The sequence below is a fragment of the Sorangium sp. So ce1335 genome, assembly GCF_051521615.1.
Classification (GTDB): Bacteria; Myxococcota_A; Polyangia; order Polyangiales; family Polyangiaceae; genus Sorangium.
In genome coordinates this window covers 11,148,720-11,169,192 of record NZ_CP150363.1, presented here as the reverse complement: position 1 = coordinate 11,169,192, position 20,473 = coordinate 11,148,720, and the positions used below count along the sequence as shown (strand labels likewise).

The 20,473-nt window shown below is 74.4% G+C and carries 16 protein-coding genes; 12 read left to right on the top strand and 4 right to left on the bottom strand.

The genetic code is table 11. The features are described from left to right. Positions 1-33: 33 nt before the first annotated feature. A complete protein-coding gene (locus WMF24_RS41880; RefSeq protein WP_437733062.1) occupies positions 34-1,185 on the bottom strand; it encodes a hypothetical protein in 1,152 nt (383 codons plus the stop codon). Positions 1,186-1,387: 202 nt separating this feature from the next. Here WMF24_RS41880 and WMF24_RS41875 point away from each other — a divergent pair, with 202 nt between their 5' ends. The 4 genes from WMF24_RS41875 to WMF24_RS41860 all read left to right on the top strand — a co-directional run bounded on the left by WMF24_RS41875 (position 1,388) and on the right by WMF24_RS41860 (position 4,724). Then, complete coding sequence (locus WMF24_RS41875; RefSeq protein ID WP_437733061.1) at positions 1,388-2,803, top strand: phosphomannomutase/phosphoglucomutase; 1,416 nt, start codon at positions 1,388-1,390, stop codon at positions 2,801-2,803. Next, the gene (prmC, locus tag WMF24_RS41870; RefSeq protein WP_437733060.1) at positions 2,800-3,684 is read left to right on the top strand and encodes a peptide chain release factor N(5)-glutamine methyltransferase; all 885 of its coding nucleotides are present in this window, start codon (positions 2,800-2,802) and stop codon (positions 3,682-3,684) included. The genes WMF24_RS41875 and prmC overlap by 4 nt, the downstream gene beginning before the upstream one ends. Positions 3,685-3,879: 195 nt before the next feature. After that, positions 3,880-4,269: a phage holin family protein gene (locus WMF24_RS41865; RefSeq protein WP_437733059.1), complete on the top strand. Its 390-nt coding sequence runs from the start codon at positions 3,880-3,882 to the stop codon at positions 4,267-4,269. Next, entirely contained in the window at positions 4,266-4,724 is a 459-nt protein-coding gene (locus WMF24_RS41860; protein ID WP_437733058.1) for a hypothetical protein, read from the top strand. The genes WMF24_RS41865 and WMF24_RS41860 overlap by 4 nt, the downstream gene beginning before the upstream one ends. 35 nt (positions 4,725-4,759) lie before the next feature. Here the strand turns inward: WMF24_RS41860 and WMF24_RS41855 are convergent, their stop codons facing one another. The 3 genes from WMF24_RS41855 to WMF24_RS41845 all read right to left on the bottom strand — a co-directional run bounded on the left by WMF24_RS41855 (position 4,760) and on the right by WMF24_RS41845 (position 6,322). Continuing rightward, positions 4,760-5,548, bottom strand: a complete 789-nt coding sequence (locus WMF24_RS41855) for a hypothetical protein (RefSeq protein WP_437733057.1) — start codon at positions 5,546-5,548, stop codon at positions 4,760-4,762. Positions 5,549-5,702: 154 nt separating this feature from the next. Then, positions 5,703-6,095, bottom strand: coding sequence for a DUF5615 family PIN-like protein (locus tag WMF24_RS41850; protein ID WP_437733056.1), 393 nt, complete (start codon positions 6,093-6,095; stop codon positions 5,703-5,705). After that, positions 6,092-6,322 carry a DUF433 domain-containing protein gene (locus tag WMF24_RS41845; protein ID WP_437733055.1) on the bottom strand — a complete coding sequence of 77 codons (231 nt, stop codon included), beginning with the start codon at positions 6,320-6,322 and terminating at the stop codon, positions 6,092-6,094. The genes WMF24_RS41850 and WMF24_RS41845 overlap by 4 nt, the downstream gene beginning before the upstream one ends. A 358-nt stretch (positions 6,323-6,680) precedes the next feature. Between WMF24_RS41845 and WMF24_RS41840 the strand changes: the two genes are divergently transcribed. The 8 genes from WMF24_RS41840 to uvrA all read left to right on the top strand — a co-directional run bounded on the left by WMF24_RS41840 (position 6,681) and on the right by uvrA (position 20,459). Beyond that, the gene (locus WMF24_RS41840; RefSeq protein ID WP_437733054.1) at positions 6,681-8,810 is read left to right on the top strand and encodes a prolyl oligopeptidase family serine peptidase; all 2,130 of its coding nucleotides are present in this window, start codon (positions 6,681-6,683) and stop codon (positions 8,808-8,810) included. A 165-nt stretch (positions 8,811-8,975) separates the two neighbouring features. After that, complete coding sequence (locus WMF24_RS41835; RefSeq protein ID WP_437733053.1) at positions 8,976-9,782, top strand: hypothetical protein; 807 nt, start codon at positions 8,976-8,978, stop codon at positions 9,780-9,782. Positions 9,783-9,800: 18 nt separating this feature from the next. Continuing rightward, the gene (locus WMF24_RS41830; protein WP_437733052.1) at positions 9,801-13,277 is read left to right on the top strand and encodes a hypothetical protein; all 3,477 of its coding nucleotides are present in this window, start codon (positions 9,801-9,803) and stop codon (positions 13,275-13,277) included. A gap of 115 nt (positions 13,278-13,392) precedes the next feature. Then, positions 13,393-14,025, top strand: coding sequence for an OmpA family protein (locus WMF24_RS41825; protein ID WP_437733051.1), 633 nt, complete (start codon positions 13,393-13,395; stop codon positions 14,023-14,025). Beyond that, positions 14,025-15,623, top strand: a complete 1,599-nt coding sequence (locus WMF24_RS41820; RefSeq protein WP_437733050.1) for a DUF2894 domain-containing protein — start codon at positions 14,025-14,027, stop codon at positions 15,621-15,623. The genes WMF24_RS41825 and WMF24_RS41820 overlap by 1 nt, the downstream gene beginning before the upstream one ends. Positions 15,624-15,636: 13 nt before the next feature. After that, positions 15,637-16,080, top strand: a complete 444-nt coding sequence (locus tag WMF24_RS41815; protein ID WP_437733049.1) for a hypothetical protein — start codon at positions 15,637-15,639, stop codon at positions 16,078-16,080. A gap of 396 nt (positions 16,081-16,476) precedes the next feature. Then, positions 16,477-17,295, top strand: a complete 819-nt coding sequence (locus WMF24_RS41810) for a Stp1/IreP family PP2C-type Ser/Thr phosphatase (protein WP_437738917.1) — start codon at positions 16,477-16,479, stop codon at positions 17,293-17,295. Positions 17,296-17,411: 116 nt separating this feature from the next. Continuing rightward, on the top strand, positions 17,412-20,459 hold the full coding sequence (gene uvrA / locus WMF24_RS41805) for an excinuclease ABC subunit UvrA (RefSeq protein ID WP_437733048.1): 3,048 nt from the start codon (positions 17,412-17,414) through the stop codon (positions 20,457-20,459). Positions 20,460-20,473 lie beyond the last annotated feature (14 nt).

Sequence of the window (20,473 nt, the reverse complement as noted above, 5' to 3'; positions counted from 1 at the left end):
GTCGCCCGCGCGCCGCGGGCAGCGCAGCGCGGCTCACCAGCGGTACGTCACGTCGAGGGCGCCCGCGCCGAGGCCGACGCTGGGCTGCACGGTCCAGCCGGTGCGGTCCCCGCTCCGGCCGTCGCTCGTCACGAGCAGGTAGGCGCCGAGGCCGGCGGAGATCACCGCCAGCGGGTAGAAGACGTACTGGAGCGCCATGAACGTGTCCGCCTGCTCGCAGAGCCTGACGCCGGCGTCGGCCGTCCGGCCGTCGCTGCCGGCCAGGCCCCGGACCGACTCGCGCTGCGCTGGCGCGCAGACGTCCTCGACCTCGGTGCCGAACAGCCCCCGGTAGGCGGTGTACCGCGCGTCGCCCTGGATCGTCGCGACCTGGATCGAGCTGATGATGCCCACCGTCCCGAAGGCCGCCCCCGCCCCGAGGCCGATGAACCCGCCCACGCGCTTCCAGTTCGTCTGCGACGCATCGGCGGGCATCTGGCTCAGCGCGATGTCGGTGGTGGCGACGGGCAGGACGACCACCGACGCCTCGGAGTCGAGGAAGCCGGTCGACTTGACGAGCACCTTGTGCGGCCCGGCCGTGACCGTGAACACGCCCTCACCGTTCTCCACCCTGCCGACCGGCCTGCCGTCGATGAGCACGCTCGCCTGCGCGGCGCCCGTCCTCACGCGGAGCGACCCCTGCGGCGGCCCGCCGGTCAGCGCCGCGATAGCGTCCCCCGCGATCTTGCGGAGCGGCTCGTCGTTGGCCTCGGTGAGGTTCGCGCTGTACTTCACCGGCACGCTCGAGGACGGCTTCCCGCGGGCCCAGAGGTGGAGGTCGCCCTCCACGTTGGCGTCGCTCTTGCGGAGCATGCCCCAGAGGTAGCGGTCGCTCTTGATGTGGTCGGCGATGCGGGTCTGACAGGCCTCGTCGGGCCGATCCTCGCACTGGAGCGACAGCGTCAGGACCTCGAGCGAGAAATCCCCCTCGCCGACCGACCACCCCGCGCTGTTCTTGATGGCGGACCGGAGCGCCTTGGTCAGCGCGTCGGCCTGGTCGTAGGCGTCGTCGGTCCGGATGGCGATGACGGTGATCGGCAGGGCGGTGGGCGACGGCTCGGCCGCCCGCGCGGAGTCGGCGCAGGCGAGGCAGGCGGAGAGGGCCAGCAGGAATGCGAGGCCGGTTCTCTGTGCGCGCGTCATCATGCGGTCCTGGGCTCCACGCGCCCAAGTTACCCGGCCGACGGTCGGGAACGCAATCCGTGAGCCGCGAGGCGAGCGAGGCTGGCGTGGCGAGCGCGGCGAGCGCGGCGTTTTTCGTTTCACCCAAGATTGCGCCGTGTCAGAGCATCCTCGACGCCGCCGGCCCGCGCTGCAGCGCGGCCTCGGGGGCGCTCACCGCCGGTCCATGAAGTTCCCCCGACACATCTTCCGCGAGTACGACATCCGCGGCGTCGCCGAGCGCGACCTCACGAGCGAGCTCGCCCGCGAGCTCGGCGCCGCCTTCGCCCTGCTCCTCGGCCGCGAGCTCGCCGCCGGGGCGCAGCCCGGCGCGGCCCGGCCGCGCGTCGCGGTCTGCCGGGACGGCCGCCTCTCGAGCGACCGGCTGTTCGCCGCCCTCACGGACGGCCTCCGCTCGGCCGGCGCCGACGTGATCTCGGCCGGCGTCGGCCCGACGCCGCTCCTCTACTTCGCCGCGCACCACCTCGGGACCGACGGCGCGATCATGATCACGGCCAGCCACAACCCGGCGCCGGACAACGGGTTCAAGCTGATGCGCGGCAAGGCCTCGTTCTTCGGCAAGGACATCCAGGCGCTCGCCGACCTCATCGAGCAGGGCGCCGCCGCGGGCGCCGCGCCGCCGGGCTCGCTCACCGAGGTCGACCTCGCCGCCGACTACGTCGAGGCGGTGCGCGCCGCGTCGCGCCTCGCCGGCACCGACGTCCGCTTCGTGATCGACGCCGGCAACGGCGCGGCCGGCCCGCTCGGCGTCCGCGCGCTGAAGGCGCTCGGCTTCGCGCCGGACGCGCTCTTCTGCGACATCGACGGCCTCTTCCCGAACCACCACCCCGACCCGACCGTGCCCGAGAACCTCGAGGCGCTCCGCGCCCGCGTGCTCGCGACCGGCGCCTCGCTGGGCGTCGCGTGGGACGGCGACGGCGACCGGATCGGCGTCGTCGACGAGCGCGGCGAGGTGCTCTGGGGGGACAAGCTGCTGATCCTGTTCGCGCGGTCGCTCCTCGAGGAGCGCCCCGGCTCGGCGGTGCTCGGGGAGGTGAAGTGCTCCGAGACGCTCTACGCGGACATTGCGTCGCGCGGCGGGCGCCCCATCCTCTGGAAGACGGGCCATTCGCTCATCAAGACGAAGATGAAAGAGGAGGGCGCCTTGCTCGCCGGCGAGATGAGCGGGCACATGTTCTTCGCCGATCGGTGGTTCGGGTTCGACGACGCCGTGTACGCGACCGTCCGCCTGCTCGAGATCGTGGGCCGCGCGCGGCGGCCGCTCGGCGAGCTGCTCGCGGACGTCCCGGAGACCTTCGCCACCCCCGAGATCCGGGTCGACTGCCCCGACGCCGTGAAGTTCGAGGTCGTCCGCCGCGTGACGGATCATTTCCGCCGCGTCCGTCCGGTCGTCGACATCGACGGCGCGCGCATCGATTTCGGCGGCGGGGCGTGGGGCCTCTGCCGCGCCTCGAACACCGGTCCCATCCTCGTGCTGCGGTTCGAGGCCCTGTCGGTCGCGCACCGCGACGCGGTCCGCGCCGAGGTCGAGGCCGTCGTCTCCGACGCGGTTCGCGCGTCCCTGGCTGCACCGCTCCCGTGACAAGGCCCGACGTCGAACCGCAGAACGAAGCCTGGACGATCCGCCGCGTGATCGCCTGGGCGTCTGGCGATCTGAAGAAGCGCGGCGCGTCCTCGGCGCGCCTCGACGCAGAGCTCCTGCTCGGCAAGGTGCTCGGCCTCGATCGGGTCGGGCTGCTGATCGACGCCGAGCGGCCGCTCGACAAGGCCGAGCTCGCCGCCTACCGGGAGCTCCACCAGCGCCGCCGCGCCGGCGAGCCGGTCGCCTACCTGCTCGGTGTGCGGGAGTTCTACGGCCGCCCGTTCCGCGTCGATCCGCGCGTGCTCATCCCGCGCCCCGACACCGAGATCCTCGTCGAGGTCGGCCTCGCCCGGACGCGAGGCGTCGCGCTCTCCGCGCGCGTGCTCGACCTGTGCACCGGCTCCGGCTGCGTCGCGGTGAGCCTCGCGTGCGAGCGGCCCACCGGCCGCGTGCTCGGCGTCGACCTCTCGGAGGGCGCGCTCGCGGTCGCCCGCGAGAACGCGCTGCGCCTCGGCGCCGTCAACGCGGGCTTTCTGCGCTCGGATCTCTTCGCGGGCGTGCCGTCCGGCCTCCGCTTCGACCTCATCACCGCGAACCCGCCGTACATCCCCGACGAGGACGTCGGCGCGCTGCAGGTCGACATCCGCGGCTACGAGCCGCACCTGGCGCTCGCGGGCGGCGCGGACGGGCTCGACGTCACGCGCCGGATCGTCGCGGAGGCGCCGGCCTGGCTCGCGTCCGGCGGCGTGCTGGCCGTGGAGGTCGAGGCCGGCAAGGCGGCCGCGGTCGCCCAGCTCTTCGCGGCGGCGGGGTTCGCCGAGGTGGCGAGGAACCTCGACTACGGCGGGCACGAGCGGGTCGTCTCCGGCGTCCTGCCCTGATCGCCCGCCGCGCGCGGCGTGTACGGAGGCCGTCCGGGGGCCGCGCAGCGCGCGCGCGCCCGCGCGAGGGTGGGGGTGGCGTGCCGTATGCACGGCGTGGCGCGGTCGGTGGCGGGGGCGCCGCGGCGGTCCGGGTGCGCCGGAGGGCGCCTGCTCAGCTGCCCGAGCGCGTTCCCTGAGGCGGAGAGGTGTTCCATGAGGCAGGTGCAGGTGGATCCCAGGCCCGAGAGCTCGACGGCGGATCTCGTGAAGGAGGCGATCGTCGAGGCCCGTGAGCTGATAGAGGTCGAGGTCGCGCTGGCGCGCGACGAGATCAACCAGGAGATCTCGCGGGCGAAGACGTCGGGCGTCGCGATCGGCGCGGCGGCCGCCGCGGCGCTGCTCGGGCTTGCGCTGGTCCTCGTCGCGGTCGCGCTGGCGATCGCGCCGGCGCCGCTGCCGGCGCTGCTGATCGGGCTCGGGCTCATCGCCCTGGCCGTCGTCGTGGGCATCGTCGGCTACGGGCGCGCGCCGAAGAGGCCGCTCGAGCGGACGCGGGGGCGCCTCGGGTCGGACGTCCGGCTCGTCCGGGAGCGCGTCGTATGAAGGGGCTGAACGGCCAGCGCGAGGAGTTCGAGCGGAAGGCGGACGAGCTGCGCGATCGGCTGCTGCACACGATCGAGGCGATCGATCAGCGGCGTCACGCGTTGCTCGACGTGAAGACCCAGGTGCGCCGGCACGGCGCCGGGGTCGTCACGGGGGGGATCATGCTCGTCGTGATGGGGGGCGCGGCGGTGATCTCGCTCATCCAGGAGGCGCGCGCGCGCGACGCGCGGCTGCGGCGCGAGCGCGTGCGGGCGCTTGTCCGGTTCTGGCGGCACCCCGACTGGGTGGCGCCGCGCGGGAAGCCGAGCGTGCCGCGCGAGATCGGGCGGAAGATCCTGGTGGGCGCGGCGTCCTTCCTCGCGATGCAGCTCCTCCGCCGCGGCATCCGGCTCACGCTGGCGACGCCGCGGCGGGAGGTGGTCGCGCGGCGGCGGGTGCCGGAGCTGCAGGCGTAGGGGGCGCATCGCCGCACGAGGCGATTCGAGGGGTCTCAGGGCTCGGTGTAGAGGGCGGTGCGCCAGCCCAGGTAGAACCCTGGCTGGCGCACCGACGTGCTCCAGGTGTAATCGGCGTAGAGCCACGGCCCCATCGACACCTTCCAGAGCCGGATCCCCTCGTAGAACACGCCGCCTCCGATGCGGGCCGGGAGGGCGCCGTCGATGGCGTCGGTGTCGCTGTCGGCGTCCGCTGTCGTGTAGGCCACGCCGGTGCCCGCGTCGAGGATGACACCCACGTCCCGCCAGCGATCTCCGAGCGAGAACAGCGGGAAGACCTCGGTGTGGAACATGAACCCGCCGGCCAGGATCGCGTGGTCGGCGGCGCTCAGGGCGTGCCCGCCCACCGCGCCGCCGAACGTGAGCCAGTCCGCAAGCACGCCGCCAAGCCAGAGGTAGCCTCCCCCCCCGATGCCGACGCCGGTTTCCGTGTAGTGGCGCTGGAATCCTATCTTCTGGACGTCATTCGGGTAGCCGGCGGCGCTCCCGAGCGACAGGCCGCCGGCGATCCCGGCGGTGAACCCGCCGCGCCGCGCGGGTCGCCTGGGCGAGAACAGCGGATCGATCGCGGGCGCCTCCGCGGCAGGCTGCGCGGCCGCGCCGGCCGGGTCGTCCGCCGCGCCGGCCTGCGCGGCCGCTGCGCCGGGGGGCGGCGTCTGCGCGCGGGTGGGGGGTGCGGGCGTCGCGGGCGCGCTCTGCTGCGCGGCTGCGGTGGACTGGAGCAGGCAGATGCCGAGCAGCGCCGGCAGCGCGGTCGCGCGTCCAGGGGGGAAGGGCGTCGCCATGGGCTCCCTTCCTATACGATGGCCGGGGTGCCCGCATCGCAATCCGGCGGCATCGCGTCACCGGGGCGCGTCGGCCTTGCCGATGAGCGGTCCGCGCCGTCAGCGCAGGCGGGACTGCCGCGAGAGGAGGCGGTTTGCCTCATGAGGTAGTCGGTCAGCGGGCAGTCGGGGCGCAGCGCACCCGGATGCGCACCAAGGCGTCTTTCCGCTCTGCAACGAGCACGAACGGCGGAGCCACGTCGCCGGCGCTGGCTTCGATCGCCGCGATCATCTCGAGCACGAAGGTCGGCGAGATGTGCCCAGGCTTGAGGTGAATGATGCCAAGAAATGGCTCGCCGCCGTGATAGGCCAGCGTGCCGAAGTCACCATCATGGGTCAGGACGACCCGCCCCTGACGATGCGCGTGACGGAGCACGTCGACATCGTCTCTGCCGCCCATCCCTTCGTCGAGCACCGAGCGCACGTCCTTGCCGCGTGCGAGGAGCGCGCGGACGACATCTCGATGGATGTTCTCGTCCGCGAGGAGCGGAAATTCAAGCGGCCTCACGCGGGGATCTTCACGTCCCAGACCACCTCATTCTTCAGCGAGCGCGCGGCGTACCGCAGCGCCGCCGAGAGCCCTTCCGACGTGATCTGCGGGTGAGCCTCCAGGATCTGCTCGGGCGTCGCGCCGCTCGCCAGGAGCTCCAGGATGAACTCAACACTGATGCGGGTGCCCTTGATGCAAGGCTTACCCCCGAGCAAGCCAGGGCGTGCGACGATCCAGTCTTCCATGGGCTGTCCTCCAGGCGCGGTCCAGTCTACCGGATGATAGCAGCGCGATCGCCGGGTCTGTACCGGCGCGGGCGCTCGTTCGCCCTGCCTGCACGCCAGCACCGCGCGCCCGGGCGAGCGCGTGTTACGTCGCGCCGCGCCGGGGGCAGCGCTGGCCGGCCCCCACCACACGCCCCGGGGGGACGCGCGCTCGTCTCCCGCATACGCCGGAGCGCGCGCACGCCCGCGCGCCCAGGTGCGCGGGCGACGCGGGGCGCGCTATGCTGCTCGTCCCATGAAGGCTTCTCCCGGCCTGCTCTTCGCGGCGTTTCTCGCTGGCGCCTGTGGAGGTGCCGACGCACACCGAACGGGTCCCACCATGACTGCAAGCTCCTCGTTGCCCCCTGGCGCGGCCAGCGCTGCGCCCGCCCCCGCTCCCCCCGGCCGCCCCGCGTACCCGCCCACCCGCGCCGCTCCGGTGAAATACACCCTGCATGGGGTCGAGATCACCGATCCGTATCGCTGGCTCGAGGACGGGGACTCGGCGGAAGTGAGGGAGTGGATGAAGTCTCAGGACGCGTTCACGCGCGCCGAGCTCTCCCGCCTCCCCGAGCGGGCCGCGATCGCGTCGCGGCTCAAGCAGCTCTTCTACATCGACGCGGTCTCCGCGCCGCGCCACCGGCGAGGCCGGTACTTCTTCAGCCGGCGGCACGCGACGAAGGAGAAGTCGGTCATCTACTGGAAGGAAGGGAAGGGCGGCGAGGAGCGCGCGCTGCTCGACCCGAACAGCTGGTCTGACGACGGCAGCCTCTCGCTCGGCGGCTGGGAGGTGTCGTGGGACGGCAAGAACGTCGCCTACAAGGTCCAGAAGAACAACTCCGACGAGGCGACCCTCCACGTGATGGATGTCGCGTCCGGCAAGCGCTCCGAGGTGGACGTCATCGAAGGGGGCAAGTACGCGTACGCGTCGTGGACGCCGTCGGGCGACGGCTTTTACTACGTCTGGCTCCCCACCGACCCGTCGATCCCGGTCGCCGACAGGCCCGGCTACGCGGAGGTGCGCTTCCACCGGCTCGGCCAGGATCCGAAGCAGGACCGCGTTGTGCGCGGCAGGACGGGCGACCCGAAGACCTTCCTCGACGCGTCCCTCTCCAGAGACGGCCGCTTCCTGATCCTCACCGTGGCCCACGGGTGGACGTCGACGGACGTCTACTTCCGCGATCTCCGCAAGCCGGGCGGGCAGGCCGTGGACAAGCCGCTCGCCGTCGGGCGCGACGCTCATTACAACGTCGAGGTCTACAAGGACCGTTTCTACGTCCACACCGACGAGGGCGCGCCGCATTACCGCCTCTTCGAGGTCGACCCGGACAGGCCGGATCGCGCCGCGTGGAAGGAGATCGTCCCGGAGCGCGCCGACGCCACGCTGGACAGCGTCTCCGTGCTGGGGGGGCACCTCGCGCTGAGCTACCTGAAGGACGCCTCGAGCCGGGTCGAGGTGCGCTCGCTCGACGGCAAGCTGGTCCGCGAGGTCCCGCTCCCCGGCATCGGCACCGTGGGCGGCCCGTCCGGGCTGCCGGACGAGGACGAGGCGTATTTCTCGTTCGAGTCCTTCACCTCGCCTCAGGAGATCTACGCGACGTCGATCAAGACAGGTGAGACGGCGCTCTACACGCGCGTCGACGTGCCTGTCGACCCGTCGCCCTTCACCGTCGAGCAGACGTTCTTCCCGTCCAAGGACGGCACGAAGATCTCGATGTTCATCGTCCGCCGCAAGGACATGAAGAAGGACGGGAGCTCCCGCGCGCTGCTCTACGGTTACGGGGGATTCCAGATCGCGCAGACCCCCGCGTTCACGGCCTCGATGTACCCGTGGCTGGAGCGGGGCGGCGTCTACGCGGTGGCGAACCTGCGCGGCGGCGGCGAGTACGGCGAGGCGTGGCACCGGGACGGGATGCTGCTCAAGAAGCAGAACGTCTTCGACGACTTCATCGCCGCCGCGGAGCACCTGGTCCAAGAGGGGTACACGCGGCCCGAGCGGCTCGTCATCCAGGGCGGCTCGAACGGCGGGCTGCTCGTCGGCGCAGCGCTCACGCAGCGGCCGGATCTGTTCGGCGCCGTGCTCTGCGGCGTCCCGCTGCTCGACATGGTGCGATACCACCTGTTCGGCTCCGGCAAGACGTGGATCAGCGAATATGGATCCGCCGACGATGCGGAGCAGTTCAAGGCGCTCCACGCCTACTCGCCCTATCACCGCGTTGCGCCGGGGACGAGGTATCCGGCCGTCCTCCTGCTGTCGGCCGACAGCGACGATCGGGTCGACCCCATGCACGCGCGCAAGTTCGCCGCCGCCCTCCAGGCGGCGAGCGCGGGCGGCCCGGTCCTGCTCCGCATCGAGCGCAACGCCGGGCACGGCGGCGCGGATCTCATCAAGGCCGCCGTCGAGAAGGGCGCGGACCAGATCTCCTTCGCGCTGTCGGCGACGAGCGCCAAGCAGGCGACGGCCAGGTGAGGCGCGGGGCGGCGCGACGGCCAGGTGAGGCGCGGGGCGGCGCGACGGCCAGGTGAGGCGCAGGGCGGCGCGACGGACAGGCTTGCGGCTCAGCGCCGCGACGGGTAACAACGCGCCGCCGTGCGAATGCTTCACCCCGGAGCCGGGTCCTCGCGGCCCGGGCCTTTGACCTCGCGTCCCCTCGCGACCGCCGTCTCGGCGCTCGCGGAGGGGCCGCGCGCGCCGCTCGGGGAGCTCTCCGACCCGGCGGCGGTCCTGGCCGGGCTCATGGACCTGCACGGGAGCGTCTCGCTCGCGCGCGAGCTCTCGCTGCTCGACCGCGCCGCCGCGCCGGCGTCGCCCGCGCCGGCGCTCGACGGCGCGCGCGCCGAGGTCCGCGCGCTCGCCGCCGATCGCCTCGGCGAGCTCGCGGCGGCGCTCGACCACGTGTTCGCTGCCCCGTTCCACCGGCGGAACAAGCTGCCCGACGCCGGCGCGGTGCTCGCGACGCTGGAGCAGACCGGGGTGCTGCCCGCGCGCTCGCGCGCCGGGCGGGCGCTCGCGTCCGCGGCGGGCCAGCTCTGGGAGCCGTTCGGCGAGCTCGCGGGCCGCGTCCTCGGCCGCATCCGGCTCGAGACGCGCGCGCTGCGCGAGGAGCTCGCGCCGTCGTTGCGGGCGCTCGGCCCCGCCGCGGCGCGGCTCGAGCGGCTCGACGCCGCGATCTCCGCCGCCACCCAGAAGCGGCGCGAGCGCGCGCTCGCCGAGCTCGTCCCGGGCCTCGCGCGCGCCTTCGCGCGCGGCCTCCGGGCGGCCGTTGCCGCGCTGCCGGAGGAGGCCGGGATCGAGGACGTCGCGGGCTGGTTCGGCCAGGATCAATGGCTCGGGCGGGAGCTCCAGCGCATGGAGCTCGTGGTCCAGGCGGTCCTCGCGCACGAGGCGGGCCGGCTGCTCGCGCTCGTCGACGGGGCCGCGGCGGCGGGCGCGCCCGCGTAGCCCGCGGGGGGCATCACGATGCGGCTCGCGACGGCGCGGCAGTGGACGACGCGGCTCCTCGTGCTCCTGGCCGGGGGGCTCGGCCTCGCGCTCGTGGGCCGGGCGGCGCTCGTCTACCGCGGGACGGATCCGCTCGCGTACCGCCTCGTGCAGCTCATCGCGCTCGGGCTCGCGCTCGGCACGCTCGAGCTGTTCGTGCGCGCGGGGCGGGCCGCGCGGCTCGGGCGCGAGATCGCCGCGCTGCCGCGGCCGGCGACGCGGGCGGCGATCGAGCAGGCAAGCGCGCCGCTCCGGCCGCTGCTCGAGGCGCGGATCGCCGGGGTGGCATCGCCGCCGGCCGCCGCGACGTTCGCGTCGTACCTCGTCGGCCTGCTCGTGACCATCGGGCTGCTGGGCACGTTCCTCGGCCTGTTCGAGACCCTGCGGGGGGCGCGCGAGGCGCTGACCCTCAGCGCCGACGTCGACGCGCTGCGGGGGAGCCTGGCCGCGCCGATGCAGGGCCTCTCGCGCGCGTTCGGCACCTCGGCGGCGGGGGTCGCGGCGTCGGCGATGCTCGGGCTCGCCGCGGTGCTCGTGCGCCGGGCCGAGGCCGTGACCGCTGCCGCGCTCCAGGTTTACGCGGCGGGCCCGCTCGCGGCGCTGACGGTCGCGGGCCGGCAGCTCGCCGCGCTGGAGGCGCTCGCGCGGCAGGGCGACGCGCTCCCCGCGGCTGCAGCGTCGCTGCGCGAGGCGACAACCCGGCTCGAGCGCCTCGAGGAGCGGCTCGTGACCGTGCAGGTCGAGGGCGCGCGCCAGGCGGCCGCCTCGTTCGCGGAGGCCGCCGCGGCGATCCGCGGCGACATCGCCGCGGGCCTCCGGCAGACGGCCGACGTCGCGGCCGGCGTGGTGAGGCCGCTGCTCGCCGATGCCGTGGAGCGCGCCGGCGCGACGGCGGGCGAGGCGCTGAAGGCGGTCGAGCGGCGCCTCGACGAGGAGTCGCGCGCGCGGCGGGAGGCGGACGTCGCGTCGGCGTCGCGGCTGGAGGGGCAGGCGGAGCGGCTGGCGGCGGTGGTGGGGGAGGCGATCGAGCGGCTGGAGCGAGCGCAGGCGGCGCGTCTTGCGGAGGCGGCGGAGCGGCAGGCGGAGCTGGACGCGGCGCGTGCGGCGCACCTGACGGCGCTCGGCGAGGCGCTCGCGGCGCCGCTGACGGAGGCGGCGCGTGCGGCGCAGGCTGCGCCGGAGGCGGCGTCGCGGCTGATCGCGGAGGCGTCGGAGCGTCTGACGGCGAGGGCGGAGGCGGACGCGGCGCGGGACGCGCGGCTGGACGCGCTGCTGGCGCGGCTGTCGGAGGCGACGGCAGCGATGTCCGGCAGCGCGCGGGAGCAGGCGGCGCGGGTGGCGGCGCTCGCGGAGCAGGTGGCGCAGGGGGCGTCGGAGCGGGACGCGCGGGCCGAGGCGCGCGTCGCGGCGGTGGGGGAGGCTGCGCGCGCGCTGCTGGCGGAGCAGGCGGCGCGGGTGGCGGCGCTCGCGGAGCAGGTGGCGCAGGGGGCGTCGGAGCGGGACGCGCGGGCCGAGGCGCGCGTCGCGGCGGTGGGGGAGGCTGCGCGCGCGCTGCTGGCGGAGCAGGCGGCGCGGCTCGCGGCGTTCGAGGAGCGGCTGGAGGGGGCGCGGCGGGAGGCGGCCGACGGGCTGGCCGAGCGGCTCAGCGCCCACGCCCGCGGCCTCGGCGAGAACCTGGAGCGGCTCGAGGGGGGTGTGGCGTCGCGGCTGGAGCGGATGGAGGGGGGCGTCGCGTCGCGGCTGGAGCGGATGGAGGAGGGCGCGGCGAAGCGGTTCGAGCGGCTCGATGAAGAGGCCGCGGCGCGGCGGCGCGAGCTGGAGACCGAGTCGGCGTCGCGGCTGGAGGGGCAGGCGGAGCGGCTGGCGGCGGTGGTGGGGGAGGCGATCGAGCGGCTGGAGCGAGCGCAGGCGGCGCGTCTTGCGGAGGCGGCGGAGCGGCAGGCGGAGCTGGACGCGGCGCGTGCGGCGCACCTGACGGCGCTCGGCGAGGCGCTCGCGGCGCCGCTGACGGAGGCGGCGCGTGCGGCGCAGGCTGCGCCGGAGGCGGCGTCGCGGCTGATCGCGGAGGCGTCGGAGCGCTTGACGGCGAGGGCGGAGGCGGACGCGGCGCGGGACGCGCGGCTGGACGCGCTGCTGGCGCGGCTGTCGGAGGCGACGACGGCGATGTCCGGCAGCGCGCGGGAGCAGGCGGCGCGGGTGGCGGCGCTCGCGGAGCAGGTGGCGCAGGGGGCGTCGGAGCGGGACGCGCGGGCCGAGGCGCGCGTCGCGGCGGTGGGGGAGGCTGCGCGCGCGCTGCTGGCGGAGCAGGCGGCGCGGCTCGCGGCGTTCGAGGAGCGGCTGGAGGGGGCGCGGCGGGAGGCGGCCGACGGGCTGGCCGAGCGGCTCAGCGCCCACGCCCGCGGCCTCGGCGAGAACCTGGAGCGGCTCGAGGGGGGCGTCGCGTCGCGGCTGGAGCGGCTCGAAGGGGGCGTCGCGTCGCGGCTGGAGCGGATGGAGGAGGGCGCGGCGAAGCGGTTCGAGCGGCTCGATGAAGAGGCCGCGGCGCGGCGGCGCGAGCTGGAGACCGAGTCGGCGTCGCGGCTGGAAGGGCAGGCGGAGCGGCTGGCGGCGGTGGTGGGGGAGGCGATCGAGCGGCTGGAGCGAGCGCAGGCGGCGCGTCTTGCGGAGGCGGCGGAGCGGCAGGCGGAGCTGGACGCGGCGCGTGCGGCGCACCTGACGGCGCTCGGCGAGGCGCTCGCGGCGCCGCTGACGGAGGCGGCGCGTGCGGCGCAGGCTGCGCCGGAGGCGGCGTCGCGGCTGATCGCGGAGGCGTCGGAGCGTCTGACGGCGAGGGCGGAGGCGGACGCGGCGCGGGACGCGCGGCTGGACGCGCTGCTGGCGCGGCTGTCGGAGGCGACGGCGGCGATGTCCGGCAGCGCGCGGGAGCAGGCGGAGCGGGTGGCGGCGCTCGCGGAGCAGGTGGCGCAGGGGGCGGCGGAGCGGGAGGCGCAGGCCGAGGCGCGCGTTGCGGCGGTGGGGGAGGGGGCGCGCGCGCTGCTGGCGGAGCAGGCGGCGCGGCTCGCGGCGTTCGAGGAGCGGCTGGAGGGGGCGCGGCGGGAGGCGGCCGACGGGCTGGCCGAGCGGCTCAGCGCCCACGCCCGCGGCCTCGGCGAGAGCCTCGAGGCGACGGCGGCGGTGGTGCGTGAGGCGTCGGAGCTCGTGCAGGCCGGCGGCGCCGAGATGACGGCGGTGGCGGAGATGTTCACCGTCGCGGTCGACCGTTACCGCGACGCGAGCGATCGCTGGCTGAACAACCTGGGCGCGATCGAGGACGCGATCGATCGCCGCGAGCACGGCGAGGCGGCGGACCTCCTCGGCGCCTACCTCGATCAGACCCGCGAGGTGTTCGACAATTCGCTGCAGTTCCAGCGCGAGCTCTTCTCCGAGCTGCGGGCGCTGAGGAGCAGGACGAGCTGATGCGTCGCCCCGCGCCGCCGCCTCCGCGTGGCTCCTCGTGCTCGCGCGCCGTCAGGTCCGCGGCGCATCGGGCGAGCGCAACGATGTCCCTGATCCCCGCCGCGAGCGCTCGCCGATGTCCCTGAGCCCTGCCGAGGACGACGCGCCCGACCAGGCGGCGGTCTGGCCGGTCTTCGGCGACCTGATGGCCTGCCTCTTCGGGCTCTTCGTGCTCTTCTTCGTCTGGGCCATCGCGTTTCAGGTCGACCTGACCCGCGATCTCGCCGCGGAGCGCGCCACCCGCGCCGCGGAGCGCGCGCGCCTGGAGTCGCTCGAGCGCGCCCTGGCCGGACCGCTCGCCGAGGGGAGGATCACGCTGACCGAGGGGCGCATCGGGATCCGCGGCAGCATCCTGTTCGAGCTCAACTCCGCCGAGCTCCAGCCGGAGGGCGTCGCGCTGCTCCGCGCGCTGGCCGATCCGCTGAAGGCTTACCTCGAGCATCACGACGAGCTCATCATGGTGAGCGGCTTCACGGACGACCGCCCGCTCACGAGCTCGTCCCGTGGCTATGCCGACAACTGGGAGCTCTCGGCGCAGCGCGCGCTCACGGTGACGCGCGCGCTGGCCGCGGCCGGCGTCCCCGACACGGCGCTGTTCGCGGCCGGCTTTGGCGAGAGGCACCCGGTGGCGCCCAACGACACGAGCGAGAACCGGGCGAAGAACCGCCGGGTCGAGATCTCGCCCATCCCGCGGCGGGGAGCGCCCTGATGCCGTCCACGTCGGATTTCTCTCCCGTGACGGTCGAGCCTGAGGAGCGCCAGAGGCGTTCGTCTCAACCTCGGTCGGGGCGTTCGTCTCAACCCCGGTCGGGGCGCCGGCCTCAACCTGGGTCGGCGGAGGCGGATCCCCAACCCGGGTCGGCCACCCCTGCCCCTCAACCCGGGTCGGCCTCGGCCGCTCCCCAACCTGGGTCGCTCGCCTCCGGGTCGGCCACCCCCGCTCCGGCTCCTCAACCCGGGTCGGTTGCAGCCGCTGTTCAAACTCGGTCGGGGCGCCGGCCTCAACCTGGGTCGGTGGCCATGGCCCCCCAACCCGGGTCGGCCACCCCGCCTCAACCTGGGTCGGATCCCCAACCTGGGTCGGCCACCCCGCCTCAACCTGGGTCGGTGGCCATGGCCCCCCAACCCGGGTCGGCCACCCCGCCTCAACCTGGGTCGGACCCCCAACCCGGGTCGGCCACCGCCGGGGCAGCCCCTCAACCTGGGTCGGTGGCCATGGCCCCCCAACCCGGGTCGGCCACCCCCGGGGCAGCCGCCCCGGCTCCCCAACCCCGGTCGGCTACAGCCGCCGCTCAACCTCGGTCAGGGCGCCCATCTCGACCTGAAACGGCGCTCGCGGAACCCCGTCCAGGGTCCTCCACGACCCCCCACCCCGACTCATCTCCCGCGGTAAATCCCGCGTCACCCGGCGCACCCCGCCCCACGCCGCCACCCGACGCCCATCCCGGGTCCTCCACGACCCCCCACCCCCTCGCCGCCCGCCTCGCCGCCCTCCGGTCAGCCGGCGCCGACCGCTTCGACCCCGCCGCCTACCGCTTCATCGAGGCGCTCCTCGAGCGCGCCGCCCCCCTCGACGGCGGCGCCCGCGACCGCCTCGCCGCCCGCGCCGCCGACCGGCTCGCGGCGCTCGAGGCCTCCTTCCATCATGCGCACGCCGAGGCCGAGCGCCAGCTCCGAGCCCTCGCCGACGCCGGCATCCCGGACGACGGCGCGCTCGCCGCCGCGCTCGCGCGCGGCGACTTCCCCACCGTCGTCCGGGCCGCCCGCCGCCGCCTGCGCGCGCTCGCCGAGGGCCGGCAGAAGACCGCCGTCCCCGCGCTCGCGCGCCTGCGCGGCGAGGCCGCCGCCCGCGACGTGCGCCTGCCCGCGCCGCTCGTCCGCGATCTCGCGCAGCTCCCGTGCGACGGCGACGTCGTCGAGCGCCGCGTCAAGCGGCAGGCCCAGGCGCTCAGCAACGCCCTCTCCACCGCCCTCTTCCACGAGTCGCTCGTGTCCGCCCGCGCCACGCTCGCCGTCGCCCGCGCGGCCGACAACGTCCCCGAGGACGCAGGCCCCTACAACGCCCAGGTGCTCGCCGCCCGCGCGCTCTGCGCCGCCGAGCGCCTCTCCGAGCCCTACCTGCGCGCGCTCGTGGCAAGCCTCCAGGACCTCGGCGCCCTGGCCGCCGCTCTCGAGCCGCCGCCGGAAAAGCCCGCCCGGAAGAAGGCCGCCCCGCGGAGCACGCGGGACGCCCGGAACACCGGAGACGCCGGCGCCCGCCGCCGGCCCGCCCGAAAAAAAGAATCCCTTTTTCGCGGATCGCGTTAGGTAAGAAGTCCCCATGCCCCGCTCGCCAGGCCGACGCCTCGCCGCCCTCGCGTTCACCGTTCTCGCCGCCGCCGCCTGCTCCTCCCCCCCCAAGGTGCAGAGCGGGCCGGCGACGCCGCCGCTCAAGCAGTGCGGCACCGAGGTCGTCCGGCGCGGCGACGGCTACAACGGCGCGGCGCGCGAGTGCATCTGGCAGGCGTACAGGGACCGCGAGCCGTCCGAGTTCACGACGACCCGGTACACCATCGAGGGCGACCCCGTCACCTACCACCTCGAGGTCACGGCCACGGGCGTCGTCGTCGTCGTGGACAGCAAGGATCGCTACGCCATGCAGGGCGTCTTCCGCCACTCCTGCCGCAACCTCGAGCGCATCATGCAAGAGGGCTCCGAGGACCGGTTCGGCTTCGCGCTGAGCGCCTGCTCCGGCGGCGGCGCCGAGCGGCTCGCCGTCCCGTGACGATCGCGCGGCGCGCCACGGTGTTCCGGTCGGTCCGGCAGCCCACCGGCCCCGCCGACGGCCGCCCCGAGAACACGGCGTCGATAGGCGACGGAGACGGCGGAAACGGAACGGCAAACCACGGGCAGCGCGCCCGTCACCCGACCTGCGCGTGGACGGCCGCGACAAGGCGCTGCCCGAGGCCTGATCTGGTGGACGCGACCGATCCATGGCGCGTAGGCTCGCTACGAGAAACCGGAGCGGCAGCACGATGAGCAGACGGAGCGTCCTGTACTGCACGATCGGGTCGATCCAGGCGCCGGAAGGGCGCGGCTGACGAAAGGATGGCGAACGATGAGCGCCCGTCGTCCGGCAGCTCGTCCGAGCGTGCCCGCGAGCAAGCTGGGGGGAAGCGCCGTGCAGCCGCACCTCGTCTTTGAAGCCGCCGGGATCAGCCACCCCGGCATGGTCCGCGACACGAACGAGGACAGCTTCGCGATCCTCGAGAAACGGGGGCTGTTCCTCGTCGCCGACGGCATGGGAGGGCGCGCCGCCGGGGAGGTCGCGTCGCGGATGGCGATCGACACCGTGCGCGACTTCTTCGACGACCCGGAGTCCACCTGGCCCGTCGCCGTCAGCGTCGGTCCGCCCACGATCCGGGGCTCCGAGGCCCGCTACGTCGACCAGGGCCTGCCGCTGCTCGTCGCGGGCATCCAGCTCGCGAACGGCCGCATCTTCTCCGCGGCGCGGCGCGACAGGGAGAAGCGCGGGATGGGCACGACGTTCGCCGCCGCGCTCGCGCGCGACGGCTTCGTCGCCATCGCGCACGTCGGCGACAGCCGCGTCTACCGCCTCCGCGATCAGCGCCTCGAGCAGCTCACGCGCGATCACTCGCTCGTCAACGAGTGCATCCGGCTCGGCCACCTCCTGCCCGAGCAGGCCAGCTCATTCCCGCTCCAGCACGTGATCACCCGCGCCCTCGGCACCGACGAGGCGGTCGAGGTCGAGACGCGCATCGACGCCATCGAGGGCGGCGACGTCATGCTGCTCTGCTCGGACGGCCTGTCCGGCGTGGTGCCGGCGCAAGATATCGCAAGTATCCTCGGCGACCGCGCGGAGCCCGGCGACCTCGCGGCGCGGCTCGTCAAGCGCGCCAACGAGAACGGCGGCCCCGATAACGTCACCTGCGTTGTCGTGCGCTGGCACGCCGCTGCCGACGGCCAGACAAGGCGCTGAGCCGCGCGTCGCAGGGGCGGTGTGGGGCCGCGCATTGCGCGCGGCTTGCCCCGTTTTCCATGAAACATCAACTGCCGGAGAGCGCGCCACCATGTTAATGCCGGTGCGGAATTCCCATGGTCGCGCGAACGAACGGATCGGCACAGCCGCACTCGACGACACCCACGACATCCACCTCCCGGAGCGCGGTGGCGGCGAGCACGGGCAAGCTCCGGACACCGGCCGCGCGGCGCGCGGAGCCGGCCGCGCCGGAGCCCGATCGGGCCGAGCCGAGGGCGCCGCTCAAGCTGCTCGAGGCGGCGCGCGAGCCTGATTTCATCGAGGTGCTCGGCTCGCGCGAGCACAACCTCCGCATCGACCGGCTCGAGGTGCCGAAGCGCAAGCTCGTCGTGTTCACGGGGGTGAGCGGCTCGGGCAAATCGAGCCTGGCGTTCGACACGCTCTACGCCGAGGGGCAGCGCCGTTACGTCGAGACGCTGAGCTCCTACGCCCGCCAGTTCCTCGGCCAGCTCGATCGCCCGCAGGTCGAGCACCTGCGCGGGCTGTCACCGACGATCGCCATCGAGCAGAAGAGCGCGTCGAGCAATCCGCGCTCCACGGTCGGCACGATCACCGAGGTCTACGATTACCTGCGCGTGCTCTATGCGCGCGCCGGCGAGCAGCATTGCCACCTCTGCGGCAAGCCGGTGAAGGCGCAGAGCTCGGAGCAGATCGTCGACGAGCTCCTCGCGATGCCGGAGGGGACGAAGTTCGTGCTGCTCGCCCCGCTCGTGACGCACCGGAAGGGGGAGTTCAAGGACCTCTTCGAGGAGCTCCGCGGCCGCGGCTTCGTGCGGGTCGAGATCGACGACGCCCAGCACCGGCTCGACGAGGCGCCGCGGCTCGACAAGAAGCTCAAGCACACCATCGCGCTCGTCGTCGACCGGCTCGTCGTGCGGGCGGACGAGCGCCAGCGCATCACCGAGGGCGTCGAGCTCGCGCTCCAGGAGGGGCGCGGCGAGATCCGGGTCGAGCTCCAGGCCGACGACGGCGCGTCCGGGCGCAAGCGCCGCCCCGCGGCCCCGCTCCTGTTCAGCGCCGCGCGCTCCTGCTGCGGCCAGAGCTTCCCCGAGCTCTCGCCGCAGAGCTTCTCGTTCAACAGCCCGCTCGGCATGTGCGGCGCCTGCAACGGCCTCGGCACCCGCCTCGAGATCGACCCCGCCCTCGTGATCCCGGACCCGTCGCTGTCGATCCGCGAGGGCGCGATCGCCCCCTGGGCCTCGGCGATGGCCCGCGGCGAGGGCTGGACGTTCCGCATCATCGACGCCGTGGCCAAGGCGTGCTCGGTCGACCTCGACGCGCCCTGGCGCAAGCTCGGGGCGAAGAAGCAGGAGATGGTGCTCCACGGCCTCTCGGGCAAGCGCATCGCCGTGACCTGGGGCAAGGAGGGGACCGAGACGCACGGCACCTGGGGCATGCGCTTCGAGGGCGTGATCCCGAGCCTGATGCGCAGGTTCCAGCAGTCGTCGTCCGAGTCGGCGCGGGAGGCCTACCGCAAGTTCATGAGCGAGCGGGCGTGCGACGCGTGCGGCTCCCGGCGCATGCGCCCGGAGTCGCTCGCCGTGCGCGTCGCGGGCAAGGGCATCGCCGACGTCACCGCGATGACGGTGAAGGACGCGTACGAGCATTTCTTCCGGCTGGAGCTCCCGGGCAACCGGCAGAAGATCACGGAGGGCGTGCGGCGGGAGATCACGAGCCGGCTCAGCTTCCTCCTGAACGTCGGCCTCGATTACCTGACGCTCGACCGCTCCGGCCCGACGCTGAGCGGCGGCGAGGCGCAGCGCATCCGGCTGGCGAGCCAGCTCGGCAGCGAGCTCTCCGGGGTGATGTACGTGCTCGACGAGCCGAGCATCGGCCTGCACCAGCGGGACAACCAGCGCCTCATCGAGACGCTGCGGCGCCTGCGCGACCTGGGCAACACGGTGCTCGTCGTGGAGCACGACGAGGAGACGATCCGGGCCGCCGACTACGTCGTGGACTTCGGCCCCGGCGCGGGGCACCTCGGCGGCCGGGTGATGGCCGCGGGCACGCCCGAGGAGGTCGAGCGCGACCCCGAGAGCCTGACCGGCGCGTACCTGTCCGGGCGCGCGCGCATCGAGGTGCCCGCGGCGCGGCGCGAGCCGCGCGGGTGGCTGGAGATCCTGGGCGCGTCCGAGCACAACCTGAAGAACATCGATGTCCGGTTCCCGCTCGGCGTGCTGCTCGCGGTCACCGGGGTGAGCGGCGCGGGCAAGAGCTCGCTCGTGAACGGCATCCTCCTGCCGGCGCTGGGCCGGGCGCTGCACAACAGCACCGAGCCGGTCGGCGCGCACCGCGCGATCAAGGGGCTCAAGGCGCTCGACAAGGTGATCGCGATCGACCAGAAGCCGATCGGCCGCACCCCGCGGTCGAACCCGGGGACGTACACGAAGGCGTTCGACCAGATCCGCGAGATCTTCGCCGAGCTGCCCGAGTCGCGCGCGCGCGGCTATGGCCCGGGGCGGTTCAGCTTCAACGTGAAGGGCGGGCGCTGCGAGGCGTGCAGCGGCGACGGCGTCGTGAAGGTCGAGATGCACTTCCTCGCCGACGTCTACGTCCCGTGCGACGTGTGCGCCGGCAAGCGGTACAGCGCGCAGACGCTCGCGGTGCGGTACAAGGGCAAGAGCATCGCCGACATCCTCGACACGAGCATCGACGACTGCCGGCAGCTCTTCGAGCACCACGTCGCGCTCCGGCGCGTCCTCGACACGCTCGTCGAGGTCGGCCTCGGGTACATGAAGATCGGCCAGAGCGCGCCGACGATGAGCGGCGGCGAGGCGCAGCGCGTGAAGCTGAGCCGAGAGCTCGGCAAGGTCCAGACGGGGCGCACGCTCTACGTGCTCGACGAGCCGACGACGGGCCTGCATTTCGAGGACATCCGCAAGCTCCTCGGCGTGCTCCGCCGGCTCGTCGACGCGGGCAACACGGTGGTGGTCATCGAGCACAGCCTCGATGTCATCAAGTGCGCCGACTGGGTGATCGACCTCGGCCCCGAGGGCGGCGCCGGCGGCGGCCGCGTCATCGCCGAGGGGACGCCCGAGGACGTCGCGAAGGTGCAGGCCTCGTACACCGGCCAGTTCCTGCGCCCCCTGCTGGCCGCCGGCTAGCCGGGCCCGCGCCA